21 protein-coding genes and 1 pseudogene are annotated in these 22,370 nt (G+C 63.9%); 9 read left to right on the top strand and 13 right to left on the bottom strand.

The annotated features are described in order from the left end of the window. Nucleotides 1–19: 19 nt before the first annotated feature. From ACWTU8_RS13660 to ACWTU8_RS13630, 7 genes are all read right to left on the bottom strand, one after another. Nucleotides 20–961 (bottom strand): alpha/beta hydrolase, encoded by a 942-nt coding sequence (locus ACWTU8_RS13660; protein WP_455848584.1) that lies wholly within the window; start codon nt 959–961, stop codon nt 20–22. Nucleotides 962–1,180: 219 nt separating this feature from the next. Beyond that, nucleotides 1,181–1,963, bottom strand: a complete 783-nt coding sequence (locus tag ACWTU8_RS13655; protein ID WP_455848583.1) for a carnitinyl-CoA dehydratase — start codon at nt 1,961–1,963, stop codon at nt 1,181–1,183. Further along, the gene (locus ACWTU8_RS13650) at nt 1,956–4,034 is read right to left on the bottom strand and encodes an acetate--CoA ligase family protein (RefSeq protein WP_455848582.1); all 2,079 of its coding nucleotides are present in this window, start codon (nt 4,032–4,034) and stop codon (nt 1,956–1,958) included. The genes ACWTU8_RS13655 and ACWTU8_RS13650 overlap by 8 nt, the downstream gene beginning before the upstream one ends. A 3-nt stretch (nt 4,035–4,037) precedes the next feature. Continuing rightward, nucleotides 4,038–5,201, bottom strand: coding sequence for an acyl-CoA dehydrogenase family protein (locus tag ACWTU8_RS13645; protein ID WP_455848581.1), 1,164 nt, complete (start codon nt 5,199–5,201; stop codon nt 4,038–4,040). Between the two features lie 4 nt (nt 5,202–5,205). Continuing rightward, complete coding sequence (locus ACWTU8_RS13640; RefSeq protein WP_455848580.1) at nt 5,206–6,279, bottom strand: 3-hydroxyacyl-CoA dehydrogenase NAD-binding domain-containing protein; 1,074 nt, start codon at nt 6,277–6,279, stop codon at nt 5,206–5,208. Then, entirely contained in the window at nt 6,276–6,905 is a 630-nt protein-coding gene (locus tag ACWTU8_RS13635) for an HD domain-containing protein (protein WP_455848579.1), read from the bottom strand. Before ACWTU8_RS13635 ends, ACWTU8_RS13640 begins: the two co-directional genes overlap by 4 nt. Before the next feature lie 28 nt (nt 6,906–6,933). Beyond that, entirely contained in the window at nt 6,934–7,845 is a 912-nt protein-coding gene (locus ACWTU8_RS13630) for a BKACE family enzyme (RefSeq protein WP_029347504.1), read from the bottom strand. 110 nt (nt 7,846–7,955) lie between these two features. Between ACWTU8_RS13630 and ACWTU8_RS13625 the strand changes: the two genes are divergently transcribed. Next, the gene (locus ACWTU8_RS13625) at nt 7,956–8,936 is read left to right on the top strand and encodes a GlxA family transcriptional regulator (RefSeq protein ID WP_455839666.1); all 981 of its coding nucleotides are present in this window, start codon (nt 7,956–7,958) and stop codon (nt 8,934–8,936) included. Nucleotides 8,937–8,942: 6 nt separating this feature from the next. Here ACWTU8_RS13625 and ACWTU8_RS13620 read toward each other — a convergent pair whose 3' ends face one another. Further along, nucleotides 8,943–9,152 carry a hypothetical protein gene (locus tag ACWTU8_RS13620; protein ID WP_029347507.1) on the bottom strand — a complete coding sequence of 70 codons (210 nt, stop codon included), beginning with the start codon at nt 9,150–9,152 and terminating at the stop codon, nt 8,943–8,945. A 184-nt stretch (nt 9,153–9,336) separates the two neighbouring features. After that, the gene (gene xylA / locus ACWTU8_RS13615; RefSeq protein ID WP_455848578.1) at nt 9,337–10,662 is read right to left on the bottom strand and encodes a xylose isomerase; all 1,326 of its coding nucleotides are present in this window, start codon (nt 10,660–10,662) and stop codon (nt 9,337–9,339) included. A 113-nt stretch (nt 10,663–10,775) separates the two neighbouring features. Between xylA and ACWTU8_RS13610 the strand changes: the two genes are divergently transcribed. Continuing rightward, the gene (locus ACWTU8_RS13610; RefSeq protein ID WP_455848577.1) at nt 10,776–11,138 is read left to right on the top strand and encodes a nuclear transport factor 2 family protein; all 363 of its coding nucleotides are present in this window, start codon (nt 10,776–10,778) and stop codon (nt 11,136–11,138) included. A 35-nt stretch (nt 11,139–11,173) separates the two neighbouring features. Here ACWTU8_RS13610 and xylB read toward each other — a convergent pair whose 3' ends face one another. The 3 genes and pseudogenes from xylB to ACWTU8_RS13595 all read right to left on the bottom strand — a co-directional run bounded on the left by xylB (nt 11,174) and on the right by ACWTU8_RS13595 (nt 14,665). Beyond that, nucleotides 11,174–12,628 (bottom strand): xylulokinase, encoded by a 1,455-nt coding sequence (xylB, locus tag ACWTU8_RS13605; RefSeq protein ID WP_455848576.1) that lies wholly within the window; start codon nt 12,626–12,628, stop codon nt 11,174–11,176. A gap of 81 nt (nt 12,629–12,709) precedes the next feature. Further along, nucleotides 12,710–14,032: pseudogene (locus tag ACWTU8_RS13600) on the bottom strand (tetratricopeptide repeat protein). Between the two features lie 9 nt (nt 14,033–14,041). Further along, nucleotides 14,042–14,665 (bottom strand): LysE family translocator, encoded by a 624-nt coding sequence (locus ACWTU8_RS13595; protein WP_065011045.1) that lies wholly within the window; start codon nt 14,663–14,665, stop codon nt 14,042–14,044. A 206-nt stretch (nt 14,666–14,871) separates the two neighbouring features. Between ACWTU8_RS13595 and ACWTU8_RS13590 the strand changes: the two genes are divergently transcribed. The 7 genes from ACWTU8_RS13590 (at nt 14,872) to ACWTU8_RS13560 (ending at nt 21,104) form a co-directional block, all read left to right on the top strand. Beyond that, nucleotides 14,872–15,645 carry a L,D-transpeptidase gene (locus ACWTU8_RS13590; RefSeq protein WP_455848575.1) on the top strand — a complete coding sequence of 258 codons (774 nt, stop codon included), beginning with the start codon at nt 14,872–14,874 and terminating at the stop codon, nt 15,643–15,645. A gap of 120 nt (nt 15,646–15,765) precedes the next feature. Then, the gene (locus tag ACWTU8_RS13585; RefSeq protein ID WP_455848574.1) at nt 15,766–16,932 is read left to right on the top strand and encodes a diphosphate--fructose-6-phosphate 1-phosphotransferase; all 1,167 of its coding nucleotides are present in this window, start codon (nt 15,766–15,768) and stop codon (nt 16,930–16,932) included. A gap of 33 nt (nt 16,933–16,965) precedes the next feature. Beyond that, the gene (locus ACWTU8_RS13580) at nt 16,966–17,691 is read left to right on the top strand and encodes an MBL fold metallo-hydrolase (RefSeq protein WP_029347519.1); all 726 of its coding nucleotides are present in this window, start codon (nt 16,966–16,968) and stop codon (nt 17,689–17,691) included. A 9-nt stretch (nt 17,692–17,700) separates the two neighbouring features. Further along, the gene (locus tag ACWTU8_RS13575) at nt 17,701–17,925 is read left to right on the top strand and encodes a hypothetical protein (RefSeq protein WP_455848573.1); all 225 of its coding nucleotides are present in this window, start codon (nt 17,701–17,703) and stop codon (nt 17,923–17,925) included. A 177-nt stretch (nt 17,926–18,102) separates the two neighbouring features. After that, nucleotides 18,103–19,641 (top strand): DegQ family serine endoprotease, encoded by a 1,539-nt coding sequence (locus tag ACWTU8_RS13570; protein ID WP_455848572.1) that lies wholly within the window; start codon nt 18,103–18,105, stop codon nt 19,639–19,641. 108 nt (nt 19,642–19,749) lie between these two features. Beyond that, a complete protein-coding gene (locus ACWTU8_RS13565; protein WP_095517706.1) occupies nt 19,750–20,361 on the top strand; it encodes a molybdopterin-dependent oxidoreductase in 612 nt (203 codons plus the stop codon). Continuing rightward, nucleotides 20,358–21,104: an FAD-binding oxidoreductase gene (locus ACWTU8_RS13560; RefSeq protein WP_029347524.1), complete on the top strand. Its 747-nt coding sequence runs from the start codon at nt 20,358–20,360 to the stop codon at nt 21,102–21,104. Before ACWTU8_RS13565 ends, ACWTU8_RS13560 begins: the two co-directional genes overlap by 4 nt. A gap of 118 nt (nt 21,105–21,222) precedes the next feature. On the opposite strand, the gene ACWTU8_RS13555 is transcribed toward ACWTU8_RS13560, so the two are convergent. Beyond that, a complete protein-coding gene (locus ACWTU8_RS13555) occupies nt 21,223–22,353 on the bottom strand; it encodes a 2Fe-2S iron-sulfur cluster-binding protein (RefSeq protein ID WP_455849054.1) in 1,131 nt (376 codons plus the stop codon). Nucleotides 22,354–22,370 lie beyond the last annotated feature (17 nt).

Here is a 22,370-nt window from a genome sequence, read left to right as displayed (position 1 = left end):
CGCGGGGTGGGCTAGACCCTTACCAGATCCACTCGCCGCGTCCCAGAACCGCTACCGCGTCGACGATCCGGGTAAAGCTCGAGCGGGCGCGGCCGACCGTATGCCTGGCTCTGAGATAGCCATGCACCAGACCCGGCTCCTCCAACCAGAAGGCGTATCCCTCCGCCGCGACGATGCGGTCGCGATAGGCCTCGCCGTCCGACGACAGCGGGTCGCATTGTGCGGTGATCAGCACGGTCGGCGGCAGATTGGCAGAATCGGCGTCGGCCAGCGGCGACAGCGTGAGATCTCCGGTACGGTCTTCGCCGCCGGTCCTGATATTCGTGTAGAAATCGAGGTCGCGCACTGTCAGCATCGGCGCCTCGGCATGGGTCACGTAAGAACCTTGCGAGCGGTCGCCGCCAAGGCCGGGATAGATCAGTACCTGGCCGATCGGCCTTCGCGCATGGCCGCGTGTTGCGTGGCTGACCGCAGCGGCGAGATTGCCGCCGGCGCTATCGCCGCAAAGCAGGATCGGACGCTTGTAAATCGTCGCCGCCCATTCGAAGGCGCTGATGGCATCGTCGAAGGCGGCCGGATGAAGATGTTCCGGCGCCAGCCGGTAGTCGACCGAAAATACTTCATAGCCGGTGCGGGCGCAAAGCTCGGCGCAGACGTCGTCATGGCTGTCGAGCCCGCCGAGAATAAAACCGCCGCCGTGGAAATAAAGCACCATCGCCGCCGCTTCCGGCGCTGGGTTGCGATAGATGCGGATCGGGATCGGATGCGAGGGCGTGACAATGGCGGTGGTTTCCGCCGTAACCCCTTGCGGATAGCCGGCAGAGAACTCGCGGCACATGCGGTCGTAGATTTCGCGCTGCTGGTCGATCGTGTAGTCGATCGTATCCGGTGGATAATAGGAATTGGTCCGCTCGATGAAGGCCCAGGTCTCGGCGTCGATCAGCTTTTTGTAGTCGGTCATGGGAACTGAACGGATCGTAACGAATCCGGCTGGGCACCCTCCTCTGGCCTGCCGGCCATCTCCCACTCACGGGGGGAGATCGGATGTCGCATCGGATTTCGCCAATCTCCAGCGCGGCAGGAAGGGTGAATGGGCCGAAGCTGCCAATCTCCCCCCTTGAGGGGGAGATGCCCGGCAGGCCAGAGGGGGGTGGGAAGAAAAGCCATCATCTCCGCAGGATCATTTTCCCTTCCACACCGGGTCTCGCTTTTCCGCAAAGGCGCGAAAACCCTCGAGATTGTCCTCCGAGCCGTACAATGCGTCAACCGTCGGCAATTGGCGGCGCGTCACCCGGTTCATCGCGTCCTGGAAGGTGAGCGATTCGGCGATCCGCGCCGTCTCCTTGATCGCGGCAAAGACCAGCGGCGGACCGTCGGCCAGCAGCCGTGCGATCTCCCAGACGCGGTCTTCGAGTCTGTCCTTTGGCAGCACCTCGTTGACCAAGCCCCAGCGATGCGCCTCGGCGACATCCATCCAGCGGCCGGTGAGCAAAAGATCCATGGCGACGTGATAGGGAATGCGCTTCGGCAGCTTGATCGTCGCTGCGTCAGCCAAAGTGCCGGCACGGATTTCGGGCAGCGCAAAGGAGGAATGATCCGACGCGTAGATGAGGTCGCAGGATAGCGCCAGCTCGAAACCGCCGCCGACTGCCATGCCGTTGACGCAGGCGATGATCGGCTTGTTGAGGTCGCGCAATTCCTGCAGCCCGCCGAACCCGCCAACGCCATAGTCGCCGTCGACCGCATCGCCGCCGGCCGCGGCCTTGAGGTCCCAGCCGGCGCAGAAGAACTTGTCGCCGGCGGTCTTGACAATGGCGACCCGCAGACCCGGATCGTCGCGGAACGCCTTGAACGTTTCGCCCATCAGGCGCGAGGTCTTCAGGTCGATGGCATTGGCCTTGGGCCGGTCGAGCGTGACTTCGAGGATGGTGCCCTCGCGGCGGGTGGTGATGACGTCAGACATTCTTTTTCTCTCCAAGCACCAGCAGCGCGTCGGCGATCCAGGCGCCTTTCCCTTGCGCGCAGACGATCAGCGGATTGATGTCGAGTTCCTCGATCTCGCCGGCATTTTCCTGCACGAAGGCGGCGATGCCTGATATCGCATCGATGGCGGCCGCGACATCGGCCTTGGGCCGGCCGCGATAGCCTTCGAGCAGCGGGAACAATTTGAGCCCCCGCAATGCCGCCTCGATGTCGTCGCGTGTCGCCGGCAGCATCAGCGTGACGCTGTCGCGCAGCAGTTCGACCAGCACACCACCGGTGCCGAGCGTCATAACCGCGCCGAACATCGGGTCGCGGGTGAAGCCGACGAGCAGTTCGGCGACGCCGTCGCGCACCATGCGCTCGACATAGAGGCCGGTGCCTAGCGCATAGAGATCATGGGCGGCGGTGCTGACGGATTCGGCATCCCTGAGGTTAAGCCGCACCGCGCCGAGCTCGGATTTGTGATTGATGCCCAAAGCCTTCAGCGCAACCGGAAAACCGAGCGCCATCGAGGAGATCACCGCCTCGACCGCATTGCCGGCGCGTTCGCCCCTCGGCACGGGAAGCCCGGCCTCGATCAGCCGCGCTTTCGCCTCGGCCTCGTCAGGCGTGACATGGTCGCTGGCCGGCGCACCTGACGCGGAGGTGTCGATCGGCTGCGCCTGCGGCTCGCGCCAGGCCCAGCCGATGAAGGCGGCCGCCTGGGCGGCGTCCATTGCCTCGGAAATGCCGAACAACGGCACCATGCCGCGTGCCATCAGCCCGGCGGTGTATTCCTCGGGCAGGTTCTCCGGCAGCGAGGAGACGATCGCGCCCTGCGCCTTGTTGGACGTCAGCGCCGATTCGAAGGCGCGCAGCGTCGTCCACCAGTCGGTATCGGAGCAGCGTTCGGGGCGGGGGAAATCGAGCACCAGCATGTTGAGGTCGAAGCCGCCCGACACCATGGCGGTGAAGGTGGCGGTCATCGCCGGCTCGTTGTTCCAGATGAAGGTGTGGTAGTCGAGCGGGTTGGCCACCGCAACCAGCGGCCCCAGCGTCGATTTGACGTGGGCGCGATGCGTGTCGGTCAGCGCCGGGAAATTCACCCAGCGGCCTTCTGCGCTGTCGGCCATGACAGACGCTTCGCCGCCCGAACAGCTCATCGACGACAGCCGGTAGCCGGGCAGGGGACCGGTGACGTGCAGCAGCTTGAGCGCCTCGATGAATGCAGGGATGGAATCGACGCGGGCGATGCCGAGCCGCTTCAGGAAGGCGCCCGAGGCAGCATCCGAGCCGGCCAGCGACGCGGTATGCGAGACGGTCGCTTGCCGCGCCTGCTCGGAGCGGCCGACCTTCATGGCGATGATCGGTTTCTTCAGCTCTCGCGCTCGCGCGGCCAGCCTTTCGAAGCCGGCTACTGAATCGAAGGCCTCGATATGCAGGCCGAGCGAAGTGACGCGATCGTCCTCGATCAGGCCGAGCGCCATTTCGGAAAGGCCGGTCTGTGCCTGGTTGCCGGCAGTCATCAGAAAGGCGATCGGCAGGCCGCGCTTCTGCATAGTCATGTTGATGGCGATGTTCGACGATTGGGTGATGATGGCGACCCCGCGGCCACCCTCGGCCAGCCTGATGCCGCCATGCTGGTCGGGCCATAAAAGCGCGCCGTCGGCATAATTGATCAGGCCGTAGCAGTTCGGCCCGATGATCGGCATCTGGCCGGCCGCTGCGACTAGTTCGGCCTGCAGCCGCTCGCCGTCCTCGTCATAGGCCTCGGTCTCGAGAAAGCCGGCGGCAAAGCAGACGGCGCCGCCGGCACCGCGCTCGGCCAACGCCTTGACCACTTCGATGGTCAAATGCCGGTTGACGCCGACAAAGGCAGCGTCCGGCGCTGCAGGCAGGTCGGCCACCGAGCGATAGGCCTTGCGGCCGGCGACCTCCTCCTTGGTCGGGTGCACCGGCCAGATCTCGCCGGCAAAGCCCATCTTGATCGACTGCGCGACGACAGCGGCAGCCTGCGCGCCGCCGAAGACGGCAATCGTTCGCGGGCGCAAAAGGCGCTCAAGTTTGTGCATCGATCAGCCCCCGAACGGGCGCAACAGCGCCCGCGAGATAATGTGGCGCTGGATTTCCGAGGTGCCTTCCCAGATGCGCTCGACGCGGGCGTCGCGCCAGATGCGCTCCAGCGGCAGGTCGTCCATCAGCCCCATGCCGCCGTGGATCTGGATTGCTTCATCGGCGACGAAGGCGAGCATTTCGGTGGCCTTCAACTTGGCCATGGCCATGTCCTGATCAGTGACGGTGCCCTGATCGTACTTCCAGCCGGCTTCGAACACCATCAGGTCGGCCGCCTTCAGTTCGGTCGCCATGTCGGCGAGCTTGAACGACACGCCCTGGAACTTGCCGATCTGCTGGCCGAATTGCTGCCGCTGCGCGGCGTATTCGACGGCATGGCCAAGCGCCCGCTCGGCCCGGCCGAGACAGGTGGCGCCGACCTGCAGGCGGGTTGCGCCAAGCCATGAATTGGCGACGTCGAAGCCCTTGTGGACCTCGCCGAGCACTTGGGCTCCGGGCAAGCGGCAATCGTCGAATTCGAGGATGGCGTTGGTGTAGCCGCGATGCGAGACGTTGCGATAGCCGTCGCGCACCGTAAAACCCTTGGTGCCCTTGTCGACGAAAAAGGCGGTGATCTTCTTGCGTTTGCCGCGCGGCGTCTCCTCTTCGCCCGAGGCCATGAAGACGATGGCAAAATCGGCAAGGTCGGCATGGCTGATGAAATGCTTGGTGCCGTTCAGCACCCAGTCGTCGCCGTCCTGCACCGCGGTCGCCTTCATGCCGCGCAGATCGGAGCCGGCACCTGGCTCGGTCATCGCCAGGCAGTCCCATTTCTCGCCGCGAATGCAGGGATAAAGGTATTTCTCGCGCTGCTCCGGCGTGCCGGCCAACAGGATGTTGGAAGGCCGCGCCACGCAGGTCCAGTGCAGCGCGTAATTGGCACGGCCGAGCTCTTTTTCGTAAAGCAGCCAGGTCACCGTGTCGAGCCCGGCGCCGCCGACTTCCGTCGGCATGTTGGCGGCATAGAGACCGGCTTCGATTGCCTTGGCCTTGATCTCCTCGATCAGCTCGCGGCGCAGCACGCCGGTGCGCTCGACTTCGCTCTCATGCGGGTAGAGCTCATTCTCGACGAAGGCGCGCGTCGTCTCGACGATCAGTTTCTGTTCTTCGGAGAGGCCAAATTCCATAGTATTAGCCTTTCTTCTTTTTCTTCGGCTTTTCAGCCTTGGCTTTTTCGGCCGCCTTGGAAGCGGTGGGCTTCTTCGCCGCAAGCTTGGCGAGCTGCTTGGTATAGTCCTTGTGCAAGGCGCCGGCGCCCCAGCCCTTGCCTTTGTTCTGCTTCGACAGCGCCTCCATGATGGCGACCAGATTGTCGTCGCGGATCTTTTCGAGCTCACGGATCGACAGGCCATGCGCCTGGTCGTCCGACTGGGTGGCGATCAGGTCGACCAGTTCGTCGTTGAACTCCGGCACATCCATCAGCTTGGTCCATGGCCATTTCAGGCACGGCCCGAACTGCGCCATGAAATGGCGCATGCCGGCCTCGCCGCCGGCGACGCGATAGACCTGGAACATGCCCATCTGCGCCCAGCGCAGGCCGAAGCCATAGCGCATGATGTCGTCGAGTTCCTCGACCGTGCAGATGCCGTCCTTGATCAGCCACAGCGCCTCGCGCCATGCCGCCTCCAGCAGGCGGTCGCCGACGAAAGCCTCGATCTCCTTGCGGATCACCACCGGCTTCATGCCGATCGAGACGTACATCTCCTTGGCGACTTCGATCGCCTCGGGAAAGGTCTGTTCGCCGCCGACGATCTCGACCAGCGGCAGGAGGTAGACCGGGTTGAACGGATGGCCGACGACCAGCCGCTCCGGATGCTTCTTCATCGCCACCTGCATATCGGTCGGCTTGATGCCGGAGGTCGAGGAGCCGACGATGGCGTTGGCCGGCGCATAAAGGTCGATCTCGGCCAGCACGCGGTGTTTCAGTTCGAGCCGTTCCGGTACGCTTTCCTGGATGAAATCGGCATCGGCGACGGCATCGGCGATGGTCTTGGCAAAGGTCAGTTTGCCCTCTTTTGGGAGGCCGTTGGGCAGCATCTGTTTGTAGGCGCGGCGCGCGCCTTTCATCACTTCGCCGACCTTGCGCGAAGCTTCCGGGTCGGGATCGAAAATCGACACGTCGATGCCGTTCAAGAGCAGCCGCGCTACCCAGCCGGCGCCGATGACGCCGCCGCCGATTGCAGCTGCCTTGGTGATGATGCTCATGCGGAGGCTCCGGTTCTTGTCCTGGCTATTTCCAGGTCGATGAGAGGTACGCGCTCGCCGGCGCGGATCACGGCGGGGTCATAGGCCTTGCGGGCAAACACTTCGAGCACGAAGGGCCGGAAGAAATCGATCGGCAACGTGTCATAGCCGGGGTCGAAGCTCGACTGGTCCCAGCGCTCGCAGAACTGGTCGCAATCGTCGAAATAAGGATGGCCGGCGAAACGGTCGCGGGCATGGGGATTGCCGCCGAGATGGTGGGCGTAATAGAGGCGCTGGAAGTCGCCGTGCTTTTCCACCACCCAGGTGCACTGCTCGCGCACGAAGGGTTTTAGGATCGAAGCTGCATATTCGTCGTGATTGTAAGGTGCGTAGATGTCGCCGATGTCGTGCAGCAGCGCGCAGGCGATCCAGTCGGTGTCGGCGCCGTCGCGCCATGCGCGCGTCGCCGCCTGGAGCGAATGGCCGAGCCGGGTGATCTTGTAGCCGGACAAGCCTTCGTCGAGCTGGACAAGCGCATCAAGCAGCCGTTGCCCGGTCTTCGCCGCATAGTCGATCTCGTGCTCGGTGAGGAGCGCGTAGTCGTCGCGGTCGCCGTCCTTCATGGCGGTGAATTTCACGGTCTTCATCGGCGGCTCCTCCCTACCGATTCCCTGTTCAAAGCGGCGCGCGCTTCGTCAAATTGAGCTTCTTACGCACCTCGTCCGGGCCGATGACCCTTGCGCCCATGTTCGACACGATGCTGACCGCCCGCTCGACCAGCTGCGCATTGGTCGCCAGCACGCCCTTGTCGAGCCAGAGATTATCCTCGAGCCCGACGCGGACATTGCCGCCGGCCAGCACCGCGGCAGCGGCATAGGCCATCTGGTTGCGGCCGATGGAAAACGCCGACCAATTCCAGCTCGACGGCACATTGTTGACCATCGCCATGAAGGTGTTGAGATCATCGGGCGCGCCCCATGGCACGCCCATGCACAATTGCACGAGAGCATCCGGATCCAGCACCTTTTCCTCGACGAGCTGCTTGGCAAACCAGAGATGCCCAGTGTCGAAGGCCTCGATCTCCGGCTTGACGCCGAGCGCTGTCATCATGCCGCCCATGGCGCGCAGCATGCCGGGCGTATTGGTCATGACATAGTCGGCTTCGGCGAAATTCATCGTCCCGCAGTCGAGCGTGCAGATTTCCGGCAGGCACTGGCGCACATGTTCCACGCGGTTGGTCGCGCCGCCCATATCGGTGCCTTTCTCGTTGAGCGGTAGCGGATTCTCCGGCGAACCGAACACCATGTCGCCGCCCATGCCGGCGGTCAGGTTCAGCACCACGTCGACATCTGCAGCACGGATGCGCTCGGTTACTTCGCGATAGAGCTGCACGTCGCGCCGTGGCTTGCCGGTTTCGGGGTCGCGCACATGGCAGTGGACGATCGCCGCACCCGCTTTTGCCGCATCGATGGCCGAATCGGCAATCTGCTTGGGCGAACGGGGCACATGCGGGCTACGGTCCTGCGAGCTGCCGGACCCGGTCACGGCACAGGTAATGAAAACCTCACGGTTCATCGTTAGCGGCATGGACTTTCCTCCCAACCAGCACAGACGGCCCAATCAAACATGGGCCTGATCGAACAGACGGCAACAATGCCTGACTTGCCGGAAACTGTTTTGCGTTTTACGAAGATCGCATGATGAAAAACGAAAAGCCTTCGATCTTTCGCGCCGAACGCTCGACGCTCAAGGTAACGCTTCTGATATTTTCCGGGTCGTCGATCATGTGCGTGGCATCGGCGGTCGATCCGCTGCGCGCCGCCAACCGTATTGCCGGCGAGACGCTGTTCGATTTCAGGCTGGTTTCGGTGACCGGCGAAGCGCCGGTCACCACATGCGGCCTGCCGGTTGCGGTCAGCGGCCGCTTCGATGCGGCGGATATAACCGATATGCTTGTCGTCATCGCCGGTTTCGGTACGCAGAACTATGCCACATCCGCTCTGCTTGCCGGCTTGCGCCGGGCGGCGCGCGCCGCACGCGCCTGCGGCGGTGTCGAAGCCGGCACCTGGCTGGTGGCGCGCGCCGGCCTGCTGGAAGGACGCAGCGCCACCACGCATTGGGAGGACATGGAAGATTTTTCGTCGGCCTTTCCAGGCGTCGATGTGCGCCCCGACCGCTATGTCATCGACGGGCCGGTCTTCACCTCGGGCGGCGCTTCGCCGACCTTCGACCTGATGCTGCATCTGATCCGCACGCGGCTCGGCATGGCTGTCGCGCTCGATGTGGCAAGTGTCTTCATCTACGATCAGGCGCGCGCCGCGACCGACGCGCAGCCGCTTGTCTCGCTCGGCCGACTCGACGGCTACGATCCCAGGCTGGCGCAAGCCATCCGGCTGATGGAAGCCCATGTCGACCAGCCCTTGACCATTGCCGCGGTGGCAAAGCGCGCCGGGGTGACGGCGCGAACGCTGGAGAGCATCTTTCGCAAGTCGATCGGCGAGACACCGGGCGCCTATTATCTCAGGCTGCGGCTGGGTGCCGCGCGCCGGCTGGTGATCGACACGCGGGTGGCCATGGCCGATATTGCCGGGCGAACAGGATTCTCGTCCGCCGCGGCATTTTCCAGGGCGTTTTCAAGGGCTTTCGGCGAAGCGCCGGTCAGGCTGCGTAAGGGATAGTCGGGATTAGGCAGCGTCCTGGCGGTCGCTTTTGCCGTCGATGTGCGAGCGCATCTGTCTCGCAAGATGGGTCTCAAAGCGGCTGGCGACCGCGCGATCCCATTCGTTTGCACTGCGCGCACCGTGCTTCGGATGCGGCAGCGCCATCAGCCGGTCGATGATCGATCCGGCCTCGCCAGATGAGAGCAGGGCGTCGATTTCGCGTTCGTGCTGCATATCGTTTCGCCTCCTTCTTTCTGTTCCCGCCACGGACCACATATACGAGATTCGTGACGGCTGTTTGAAGGCAAGAGCGAGGCGATTGAGGGGCGGTGCGAGGCAAAACCTTGTCGTCAGTTCCGTCCCCGCGGAAAGCTGTTCCGGACGGCGGGTCGGTCAAGAGACCCGCCGGTGCGACACCTCAGACATACCGGTTGACGATATTCTCGAGCAGTTCCTGGCGGCCGGATCTCGGCTGCGGCTCGATCTTGTTCTTGACGACGCGTTCGGTGATCTCCTCCAGCGTCCTCTTGCCGGCAAGCATCGCCTTGGCCTCAGCCGAGTTCCAGCCGGCATAGCGCTCGGCCAGCGGTCCCGACAGCGCCTTGTCCTCGACCATGCGCGCCGCAGCCTTGAGGCCGCGTGCACAGCAATCCATGCCGCCGATATGGCCAATCAGCAGGTCCTGCGGGTCGAGCGACTGGCGCCGCAACTTGGCGTCGAAATTGGTGCCGCCGGACTTGAAGCCGCCAGCCTGCAGGACCTGGTAATAGGCCAGCGCCATCTCCGGCACATTGTTGGGGAACTGGTCGGTGTCCCAGCCCGACTGGTAGTCGTTGCGGTTCATGTCGATCGAGCCGAAGATGCCGAGCGCACTGGCCAGCGCCAGTTCATGCTCGAAGGAATGGCCGGCCAGGATGGCATGGCCCTGCTCGATGTTGAGCTTGACCTCCTTCTCCAGCCCGAAGCGTTTCAGGAAGCCGTAGACCGTGGCGACGTCATAGTCGTACTGGTGTTTTGTCGGCTCCTGCGGCTTCGGCTCGATCAGAATGGTGCCCTTGAAACCGATGCGGTGCTTGTAATCGACGACCAGGTTGAGGAAGCGGCCGGCCTGTTCCTGTTCGCGGGCAAGGTCGGTGTTGAGCAGCGTCTCATAGCCCTCGCGGCCGCCCCACAGCACATAGTTCTCGCCCTTCAACCGCTTGGTGACATCGATGCAGTGTTTCACCGTCGCTGCCGCATAGGCAAACACATCCGGGTCGGGATTGGTGGCGGCACCCGCCATGAAGCGGCGGTTGGAGAACAGGTTGGCCGTGCCCCAAAGCAGCTTGACCCCGGTCTGCTTCATCTTCGCCGCAAAGTAATCGGCGATCTCATCGAGGCGCGCGGCACTTTCGGAAAAATCTTTTCCTTCCGGCCGCACATCGGCATCGTGGAAGCAGAAGTAGGGGGCACCGAGCAGCGCAAACATGTCGAAGGCGACATCGGCCTTGAGCTTGGCCAGCTCCATCGTGTCGGTGCCGCCGGCCTTGGCGAACCATGGCCGCTCAAAGGTCTGGCCGCCGAACGGATCGCCGCCCGGCCAGGCGAACGAATGCCAGTAGGCGACGGCAAAGCGCAGATGGTCTTCCAGCCGCTTGCCGGCGACAATTTCGTCGGGATTGTAGAACCGGTAGGCCAGCGGATTGGTCGAATCCGGCCCCTCATATTTGATCTTCTGGATGTCGCCGAAAAAGCCACTGGTCATGATTGTCTGTCCTCTCGCATGGTTCTGTCCTGATTACCTCAGGCGTAATTGGTTTCGCGTTGGCGTTGGATGAAAACGGTCATGTCAAAGCCCCTCAACAAAGGAGACAGACCATGACCGACCTCAACACGATCGCCGAAAACTACATCACTGCCTGGAACGAGAGCGACGCCGTGCGCCGGCAAGCCTTGCTCAAGGCGGCCTTCACCGAGGACGTCAGCTACCGCGATCCGATCATGCAGGGCGACGGCCATGACGGCGTCGCCGCACTGATCGAAGGCGTCCAGCAGCGTTTTGCCGGCTTCCGGTTTTCGCTGAAGGGCAAGCCGGACGGATTTGGCGACACGATCCGCTTCTCGTGGAATCTCGGGCCGGAAGGCACGGATTCCGTCATCGAAGGCACCGACATCGGCGTCATCGAGAATGGCCGCCTGAAGAGCGTCACCGGCTTTCTCGACAAGGTTCCGGCACAGTGAGGTCATCTCAGGCCTCGGCGGGGGTGGGAAACCACTCACGCCGTGGCGGCCTTGATGGCTGGGTAAAGCAAGCGGTAGCGCTGATAGGCATCCGCATAGGCATTGCTTAGTGCGGCGACCGGCTCGATGGTGGCATCGGTGGCCGGCGCCGTGCACACTCTGAGCGGATCGGCGCCCGTCGCCGCGATCATGCCGAGTCGCGCCGCACCGAAGGCAGCGCCGAAATCGCCATCGGCCGGGATGTCGACGGGCAGGCCGAGCGCGGTGGCGATTGCCTTCAGCCAATAGCGCGAGCGCGAGCCGCCGCCGATCGCCGTCACCCGCGTCAGCGTCGTGCCGGCCGTGGCCAAGGCCTCGAGACTGTCGCGGAAGGCGAAAGCCACACCTTCGACTACCGCCTGGGTCAGCACAGCGCGGCTCGATTCATGCGCAAGCCCGGTGAACGCGCCGCGGATGGCCGAGTCATTGTGTGGCGTACGCTCGCCGGAGAGATAGGGCAGGAAGGACACGCCGGTCGGCGCCTTCAGCGTATCGCCGAGTTCGGCGGTCAGCTCGCCGGCGCCTTTCCCTGATATCTCCGACAGCCAGTTGAGCGAATCGGTTGCCGACAGGATGACGCCCATTTGGTGCCAGGTGTCGGGCAGCGCGTGGCAGAACGTATGCACCGCGCTTTCCGGGTTTGGCAGATAGGCAGCGTTGGCGGCAAACAGCACGCCTGACGTGCCAAGCGAGACGAAGGCCTGGCCGGCTGCGACCGTGCCCATGCCGCAGGCCGACGCCGCATTGTCGCCGGCGCCGCCGGCGATCGGGATGCCGGCCTGCATTCCCCATTTCGAGGCCAGTTCGCTGCGCAGGGCCCCGGCCTTCTCAGTGCCTTCGACCAGTGACGGCATCTGCTTCTCGTCGAGCGACGTGGCGGAAAGCAGGTCGGATGACCAGCCTCGCTTGCCGACATCGAGCCAGGACGTGCCTGCCGAGTCCGACATCTCCGAAATATGTTCGCCGGTGAGCCAGAGCCGCAGGAAATCCTTCGGTAGCAAGACCTTTGCCACTTTGGCGAAAACATCCGGCTCGTTGTTTTTCACCCAGACCAGCTTTGGCGCGGTGAAACCGGGGAAGACAATGTTGCCGGTCAGATTGCGAAAGCGCGGGTCGGCGTCGAGCTTGGCCGCCTCGGCATGGCTGCGCGTATCGTTCCACAGGATGCAGGGGCGCAGCACCTGGTCGCCGGCGTCGAGCAAGGTGGCGCCGTGCATCTGGCCGGAAAGGCCGATGCCCTTCACGGCGGCGAGTTGTCCTGGATACGAGGCGTTGAGCTCGGCAATTGCTTCCTCGCAGGCGCGGATCCAGTCGGCGGGGTTCTGCTCGGACCAGCCGGGATGCGGCCGCGACACGTCGAGTGAAGCATGGCCGGAGCCGATGACAGTCTGCCCGGCATCGATCAAAAGCGCCTTGACGCCCGACGTGCCCAGATCGAGGCCGAGATACATGGTATCCTCCCAATGTCATTAATTTTTTCGGATCTCGAAAAAATCTGACTTGGCAGTTTTTAAGACAAGATCCGCCTCCGGTCAATTCTCCGACAAATCGGCCGCGCGCCGCGAGAACAGCCTCGACAGCGGACTGTCCGGCCGTGCCAGCGCGCGTTCCGCGGCAAGCGCCGTTGCCAGCGCATGATCGCCGGAACGCAACGCCGCTTCGATCAGCGTCAGGTCGATGACGTCGCGTTGCGCGTGGCTGCCCCCGAACCGGTGGGCGATCGCCCGGATTGGCCGGATCAGGCGTAGCGTCTCGGCATAATTGCCCTCGCCGAATGCCTTGATGGCGAGCGTCAAGGGATGGCCGACATCGCGGCTGAAGGCGGCGTTGTCGTCGTTGCCGTGCATGGCCTCGCTCTGCGCCTCGAGCAAGGCGCGAACCGGCGCTTCTTGGCCGGCGCCGACGAAGGCCATCATCGCGTGGCATCGTTGAAGGCATAGTTGCCGGCGCTGGCCTTGGTCCAGTTGGCGGCGAGCGCCGCCCAGCGGGGGCCGACATCGACGCCGCCGAGATGCAGCCGCCACAGGATCGCCGAAGCGTCGACCATGTTGAGCGCCAGCGTCGAGCGCTCGCCGTAGATCGGCCCGTCATAGAGCGCCAGCACCTGTTCGGTCTCGCCGAGATCGTAGTGAAACAGCGCCAGATGCCCACCAATTGTGCACTTGCAGGAAGCTTTCCTTCGTCCAAGCTTCGGGGTTGGCTCGCATCCAAGCGATGCCGTCCTTTTGCCGGCTCTGCATTTCCATGACGTGGGCGACGGCGTGCTGTGCCCAGCCGTCGCGCGGCTCGATGTCGACTGACATGCGGCCAAGCTTTTCGGCGCGCGCATAGTCGCCCATTTCCTCCAGCCCGAACGCCTGCATGCCAAGTATGGCGTGGTATCCCGGCATGCCGCTTTGCCACGACGGCAGCGCGCGGCCGATGCGGTCGCGCAGCATGCGGGCATTGCCGGTGAAGAAATCGATCTGGTGCCCGGTCTGCAGCGCCAGCGCATCGAGCGGAAACTCGATGGCGATATCCTCGAGCAGACGGGCGGCTTCATGCCAGCCTCCTGCGGCAAGACGGCCGAGCGCAGCGACATGCGCCTGCTCACGCGGCGTCGCCGCAAGCGGCAGCGACGCCTCATAGCAAGTCCTGGCCACGGCTGTCGCCTCACGCTCGGTGGCGAGGCCGAAGAGATAGCCCTTGAACACATGCGCCATGACGAAGCCGGGATCCTCGGCGATGGCGCGATCGACCGAGCCGACCGGATCGCCGATGAAGCATTGCAGTTCGCGGACAGCCTGGCTGTAGGACGAGAACCCGGCCTCGGTCGCACCCGAAAATGTCAGGCCGAATGCATCCCTGACTGCCATGTCATGTCCTCAATTGCCCGAGCGCATCGCCACCGTGGCGATGCCGGCGCCGACCAGCAGCGTGCCGCCGGTGCGGTTGAAGATGCGGATCGCCAGGGGATTACGCACGACGTTGCGCGCCCTTGCCGCGATCAACGCGTAGCCGAAGGCATTGGCGAAAGCGAGCGCCAGGAAGGTCGTTTCAAAGATCAGCATCTGCGTCCAGAAGTCGGCGTGCCGGTCGAGGAACTGCGGCAGGAAGGCGACGAAGAAGGTGATGCTTTTCGGGTTGAGCGCGGTGACCAGCCAGGCATGCGCCATCATCTTGGCCGACGACACCGCGTCTAGGCGCGGCTCGGCCTTGAGCGTGCCACCGGCGCGAAACAGCTTTACGCCGAGATAGATCAGATAACCGGCGCCGATCACCTTCAGCAGCATGAATACGGTGGCCGACGCCGCCAGCAGCGCGCCGATGCCCAGCATCGACAGCGTCATCGCCGTGAAGTCGCCGAGCGCCACGCCGACCGCCATCGGCAGCGCAGTGCGCCAGCCCTGGCCGAGAGCATAGGACACGACCAGAAGGATGGTCGGGCCGGGAATGACAAGAAGGATCGTCGAGGCGGCGGCAAAGGCGGCCCAGTTTTCGAAGGACATGTTCGTCTCCTTGAGCTCAAAGAAAAGGATAAATCCTTGGGCTCGCAAAGATGTAAAGGGGCAGCATCGAAAATGTGCGGCGCGACGGCTCGGCCGGGAGGTTATGGCAGGGTAAGAAGTCTTCACGCTTTTTCAACCATGATTGGTGAAAATGCATTCTATCCGGCCGGACCGTGTTTCCCGCCGACAGCGTAGGGTTTGGGTAGATGCGTGAGTTGCCGCAAGGTCTGACGCCGCCGTACAATGGCGACGAAATCGAAATCGAAATTTCCGAAATCCAGCTTTCCCGCCGCGCAGTGTTGTCCGGCGCCGGTGCGCTGGCGCTGCTCGGCGTCGCCGGCTGCAGCCAGACGCTCGATTTGTCGGCGCTGCAACTCGACGGCGTCACCACCGGCGCGATCATCCCCATCCGCCCGAGCATCAGCGTCGACAAGAACATCACCAGTCCCGATGTGATGTATGCCTCCGTCACCGACGGCGGCTTCACGCTGCCGGAAGTGCCCTACCTCAAAGTCAAGCCGGAGTTCCGTCGCCAGATCGTCGTCGACCCGACCGGCGAGCAGCCCGGCACCATCGTCGTCCATTCGCAGGAGCGGCTGCTCTACCTAGTGCAGCCCGGCGGTGACGCGATCCGCTACGGCGTCGGCATCGGCAAGGAAGGCTTCCGCTGGTCCGGCCGCGCCAACATTCAGTACGGCAAGGAATGGCCGACCTGGACGCCGCCGGCCGAGATGATCGCCCGCAAGCCGGAACTGGTGAAATGGCAGGCCGGGCAACCCGGCGGCCTCGACAACCCGCTCGGCGCGCGCGCGCTGTACATCTACCAGAACGGCCACGACACCGGCTACCGCATCCATGGTTCGCCCGAATGGTGGAGCATCGGCCAGGCGATGTCGTCGGGCTGCGTTCGCCTGATCAACCAGGACATCATCGACCTCTACAGCCGCGTCTCCAGGAAGAACCCGGTCGTCGTCGTCTGACCCTCCCGGTCGTCGTCTGATCTGATAGCGTGGCCGGCGCGGCCGCTCGACTCTCCCGTTGCGTGATCTCGCAAGACAGGCGAATGTGCCTGCAAAGCCACTGCTCGGGAGACGTGAAGCATGTCCGGAACTTTTGTGATCGCGCAAGGCGGCGGTCCGACCGCCGTCATCAACCAGACGATGGTGGGCGCTGCGCTCGAAATCCGCAAGCGGCATCCCGGTGCTAAGGTCCTGGGCTCGATCCATGGCGTGCGCGGCATTCGTGACGGCAACTATATCGATCTCTCAGCGATTCCAGAGGATCGGCTGCGGCTGATTGCGGCAACGCCGAGCGCCGCGCTTGGCTCGACGCGCGACAAGCCGGATGACGCCTATTGCGAGATCATCCTCAATGGTCTGAAGAAGGCCGGCGCCGACGCGTTCATCTATATCGGCGGCAACGACACGTCGGGCACTCAGCAGATCCTGACCGATGCCGCCGGCGGCAAGATGGCTTTCGTCCATGCGCCGAAAACCATCGACAACGATCTCGAGGAGAACGACCACACGCCCGGCTTCATTTCGGCAGCCGAGTTCGTCGCCGGCGCCTTCCTCTCGGTCGACCTCGACTTCCGTGCTCTGCCGGGTATCTATGTCGGCATCGTCATGGGGCGGCATGCCGGCTTCCTCACCGCCGCCGCTGCCGCATGGCAGCTTGACCCCGACAGCGGCCCGCATCTCGTCTATGCGCCGGAGCGGCCGTTCTCGGCTGCGGCTTTCATCGACGACGTGCGCGCCACGCTCGACCGCCACAAGCGCTGCATCGTTGCCGTGTCCGAAGGCGTCAGCACCGCCGACGGCAAGGCACTGGTCGAAAGCCTTGTCCCGCCGGAGAAACTGGAGCGCGATGCGCATGGCAACGTCAAGCTGTCGGGCAGCGACCTGCCGGCCGCCCTCGAGCGCGCGCTAGCCGAAGGATTGCCGGGCAAGCGGGCGCGTGTCGATGCGCTCGGCTACATGCCGCGCGGCTATGTCGGCGCCATCAACGCCGTCGATGCGCAGGAAGCTTTCGATGCCGGCGTTTTTGCCGTCGCTGTCGCCGAACAGGGCGGCGGCTCGGTGGCGCTGCAATATGACGGCAAGAAAACCGTGCTGAAGAAGGTGCCGCTGAAAAACGTCGCCGGCAAGACCCGCCACATGCCCGACGATTTCATGCTGCCGGAGGTCAACCAGCTCTCCGATGCAGGCATGGCCTATCTGAAGCGACTGGTTCCAGAAAAATACAAGGTTGGAAAACCGTTCGTCTGATGCCGGCCCTCTTCTGATGCCGGAAATCTTGTGATGCTTGACTGGTTCAGCAAAACGAAGGTCGACGCCGTTACAACCATGCTGACCGAGCCGTTCGTGCATGATTTCGTGCGCGCCAACATCTGGCATCTTCGCGGCCGCGACGTCGACCTGCTTGTCGACACCGGTATGGGCATCCGCCCGCTGGCGCCGGAGATCGACACGCCGGCGGGCAAGCCGCTGCTCGTCGTCGCCACCCATATCCATCTCGACCATGTCGGCTCGCTGCACGAATTCCCGCTGCGGGCCGGGCCGAGACACAGCGCCGCGTATTTCAACAGCATGGATGACGCCGTCACCTACGCCCACATGTTCCACGATCTCGACGGCGCCGTCTCGAAGCTGCCGGCGCCCGGCTGGAAAGCCGCCGATTACAAGATTCCGCCGGCGCCGCTGATGCGAACACTTGACGAGGGCGACACGGTCGATCTCGGCGACCGGCAATTCCGCGTGCTGCACCTGCCCGGCCATTCGCCCGATTCGATCGCGTTGTTCGACGAGGCCGACGGCCTGTACTTCGCCGGCGACGCCATCTACGACGCGATGCTGATCGACGACCTGCCGGACTCCGACCGATCAGCCTATCGCCGGACGATGCAGCGGCTGCTCGATCTGCCGATCCGCATCGGTCATGGCGGCCACGGCCCGAGCTTCGACGCCAAACGGATGCGCGAGATCGCCAACGGCTATCTCAGGCGGACAGACGGGATCGGCGCATAAGAGGCTTCGATGGCCGGCAGGACAGAGCCGGGGAAGACATGCGAGCTCGTGATCCTTGTCGGCAATTTGTTCTTGCTTTGTGCCGGCAACTATGTTATCGATTTCCGCATGGTGCTGATCGCGCCAACAACCCGCCGCAAGGCGGGTTGTTTGTTTCAGGTCGGCGCTACTCCACTTCATCAAGGGTTCGACCCCAGCCATGCATCTGGCGAGCGGGCGACACCGACCCGATAAATTAAATCTTCGTAATATCATCTGGTAACCGCAATCGCCGCCCTAGATGCGGGGGCTGTCGATCCGGTCGGCTGCCTGCCAGGCGAGACAGGCAAGACGACCCTCGACACGCCGAATGGGCGATTCCCCAACCGGAACGCCACGGTGCCCGACCAATTTCTCGCCCGGACAACGGCCATGTCACCCATCCACATTCTTCGCAGACATCGCGTCGCCGCCTTGCTGGGCGCCGCACTGATTGTCAGCCCTTTCATCGTGCCCCTCGCCCCCAGACTGAATGGCGCTCTGGCAGAAACAGTGACCCCTCCCGTCACCGGGATGACGGTGCCGAATGGATCGTTTGCCCCGATCGTGGCGGCCGACAAACCGGCAGTGGTGACGATCACCACTGTCATGAAGGCACAGTCGGAGACCATGAGCGACGCTGCTCCGTTCGGCGACAACTCACCCTTCGACGACTATTTCCGCCAGTTCTTCGGCGACCAGGGACTGCCCGGCCCCAGGACACCGCCGCCGCAGCAGGCGCCCCGCGCAGAGGCGCTGGGTTCCGGCTTCATCGTCGCCGCCGATGGCACCATCGTCACCAACAATCACGTCATCGACGGCGCCACCTCGATCAAGGTCACTCTCGACGACGGCACCGAACTTCCCGCGGAGCTGGTTGGTCGCGACGCCAAGAACGACCTCGCCGTCCTCAAGATCAAATCCGACAAGACTTTGCCGACCGTCAAATGGGGCGACTCCGACAAGCTCATGCCGGGCGACCAGGTGCTCGCTTTCGGCAACCCGTTCGGCCTCGGCACCACGGTTACATCCGGCATCGTCTCGGCGCGCGGCCGCGATCTCCACAGCGGGCCGTTTGACGATTTCATTCAGATCGACGCACCGATCAACCACGGCAATTCAGGCGGTCCGCTGATGGATGTGAGCGGCAACGTCGTCGGCATCAACACGGCGATTTTTTCGCCGAATGGCGGCAGCGTCGGCGTCGGCTTCGCCATCCCGTCGGACCAGGCGCAAAAAGTGGTCGCCAAGCTGATGAAGGGTGGCTCCATTCAATACGGCTATCTCGGCGTCCAGATCCAGCCGGTGACGCCTGATGTGGCCAGCGCCGTCGGCCTTGGTCAACCCAGCGGTGCGCTGGTTTCCGCGGTCACCGACGGCTCGCCGGCAGCAAAAGCCGGGATCGAGACCGGCGACGTCGTCACCAGCTTCGCCGGTCAGCAGATAAAGGATCCCAAGGACCTGTCGCGTGCCGTTGCCGACGTCTCGCCTGGCGCCACGGAAAGGCTCGATGTCTGGCGCAAAGGGAAGAATGTCGAAATTTCCGTCGATGTCGGGCGCAACGGAGACGATGTGCAGACGGCATCGGTGGGCGGCGGACCAGAGGCACCGTCCGCACAGCCGGGCCTTCGTGCTCCTGCGATCGGCCTCGGTCTGATGGACGTCACCCCGGATGTCCGACAGGCGATGAACCTGGCGCCCAACCAGCGCGGCGCGCTGGTCGAGAGCGTCAATCCCGACAAGGCGGCCTCGGCTTCCGGTATCCAGCCGGGCGACATCATCGTCGCCGTCAATCAGGCGCCGGTGCGGGACGCCAGGCAGGCAGACCAGGCGATCGCGCAGGCCGGAAAGGCTGGCAAAAAGTCCGTGCTCCTGCTCGTCGAACGCGGCGACGCGCAGATGTTCGTCGCCGTGCCCTTCGCTAATGGCTGAGGCGGCGCATTGCCGCGAGGTCGCGGGCAAGATTCTGGTTGCCCGCCAGAGCATCTTCGAGAAGACTGGTGAAGGCCGACAGATGGCCTGATGCACACGGATGTTTCGATGGTCACCCGCGGCTTCTCTTCAGGACGAAAGCCCCCGACGGATGCGGATGCGCGCATTCCGCCGGGGCAGTATCTCGAGCAAGGGTTCCCGGTGCTGTCGGCCGGGCCGACGCCGCGCGTGCGCACCGAGGAGTGGTCGTTCACGCTCAAGCACGGGCCGCGGCCGGTCAAGAAGTGGAGTTGGACAGAGTTCAACGCGCTGCCGTTGACCAAGATGACCCGCGACATCCATTGCGTGACCGCATGGACCAAGTTCGACACAGCGTGGCAGGGCGTGCTGGTCGACGATATTCTGGCGGATGCCGGCATTGAGCCACTGAGCCCCTTCACTCTGGCGCTGTCCTTCGACGGCTACACCACCAACGTGCCGACGAAGGATCTCACCGCCGGCAAGGCGATGGTGGCGCTGCTTTACGAAGGCAAGCCGATCACGCCGGACCATGGCGGCCCGGCGCGGCTGCTGGTTCCGCATCTCTATTTCTGGAAATCGGCCAAATGGCTGAACGGGCTGCAGTTCACCGAGCGCGACGAGCCCGGGTTCTGGGAGTTGCGCGGCTATCACATCTATGGCGACCCGTGGCGCGAGCAGCGCTATACGGGCGATCCATGAGCGACGGGCCGGCGGCGCAGTCGCCCTGGCAGACCGTCACCATCCGACGCATCGAAAAGCGCACGCCGCGCGTCACCAGCTTTTTCCTCGAGCCGTCGCGGCCCTTCGCCTATCGTGCCGGGCAGCATGTCGATGTCAGGCTGACGGCGCCGGATGGCTATCAGGCGCGTCGCTCCTACTCGATCGCCTCGGGGCCGGAAGCCGGCGAGATGATCGAACTGGCGATCGAAAGGCTCGATGATGGCGAGGTCTCGCCGTTCTTCCACGATATCGCGGCTGTTGGCGACGAGGTCGAATTGCGCGGGCCGCTCGGCGGCCACTTCGTCTGGTACGACGGCGACGGCGGTCCGCTTCTGCTGGTCGGCGGCGGGTCCGGCGTGGTTCCGCTGATGGCGATGATCCGCCATCGCGCGGCGCGCAGGTCGGCGGTGCCCGTGGCACTGGTGTTTTCCGCACGGGTCTGGGACGAGGTGATCTTTCGCGACGAGCTGATCGGCCTCGACGATCGTCGCGACGGCTTCGATCTGGTGCTGACGCTGACCCGCGAGGCCGCCCGGCGCCCGGCGGACTATTCGCGGCGGGTCGATGCCGCGATGATAGAGCAATCGATGGTGCGGCTGCCCGCGCCGCCAAGGTTCGCCTTTGTCTGCGGCTCGAATGCCTTCGTGTCGGCCGCCGCTCAGGCGCTGATCGATGCCGGCGTTCCGGCAGGCCTCATCCGCACCGAGCGCTACGGGGTTTAATGCATGTCGCGCAAAAGTGTGCAGCGGTTTTTGCGATAATGACATGCATAGAAAACGACAACGTAAAGCGCGTCGCATAAGGCCGGCCAAACGCGACGCGCTTTAGCCGCCTCGCCGGTCAGGCGTCGATTTCGAGTGCCGTCAGTGGCTTCGAACAGCAGGCAAGGATGAAGCCGTCATCGATCTCGTGATCGAGGATGCCGCCATTGTGGCTCATCTCGACTGTGCCCGAGACCTTTTTCACCTTGCAGGTTCCACACAGGCCGAACTCGCAAGCCGCTGGGATGCGTACGCCCGAAGCGCGCGCCGTCTGCAGCACGGTCTGGCCGGCAACGCAGTCGGCATCGACATCCGAAAGCGAAAAGCGGATCGGCGTTGCGGCCTCGGCAGGTGTCTCGACCCCGCCCTCTGCCGGCCCACCCTTTGCCGGCCCACCCTTTGCCGGTGATGTGAACGGGGCCAGTATTTCCTCCACTATTGGGGCCGCAAAGCTCTCCTGATGATAGTTGGCCATGTCGAATCCGACCGCCTCAAGCATCTGCCGCACGGCGCGCATGAACGGGTCGGGACCACAGCAGAAAATTTCGCGCTCGCGAAAATCGGGCGCCAGCAGCGGCAGCCGTATCGCGTCGATCCGGCCCATATGGCCGAACCAGCCCTCGCGGCTGGAGCGCTCCTCGATCATGAAGCCAAGCGTTAGGCCCGGCATGCGGCTGCCGAGCAGTTCGAGCTCCTTGCGGAAGATGATCTCCTCGGGCTTTCGTGCGCAGTTGACGAAGCCGACATCTGTCCATGGCGCGCAGTCGTTCAGCCAGCGCAGCATTGACATCATCGGCGTCACGCCGGAGCCGGCCGAAATGAACAGATACTTGGCCGCGGGGTGGCTGTGCAGCGAAAAGTCGCCGGTCGGCCCATAGGCTTTCACGTGAACGCCGGGTTTGAGATTGTCGAACATCCAGCGTGTGCCGAGGCTGCCGGCCTGCGCTTTCACCGTCACCGCGATCGAGAACGGCCGCGACGGCGAGGACGACAGCGTATAGGTCCGCATCAGCGGGCCGTCAGTGGTCGGCAGTTCCAGTGTCACGAACTGCCCCGGTCTGTAGCGGAACCAGGTCTGGTTGTCGGAGCGGAAGGTGAAAGTCTTCACGTCAGGCGCCTCGTCGCTGACGCCGATCACTTCCAGCACCTGAAGCCTGTCGTTCCAGGGCGCCATCTCGTCGAGATGGCGGTAGAGCCCGAGATCCGTCATCGCATTCATACCCTTGA

Source organism: Mesorhizobium sp. BHbdii, assembly GCF_053848045.1.
This window is presented reverse-complemented; position numbering and strand designations above follow the sequence as displayed.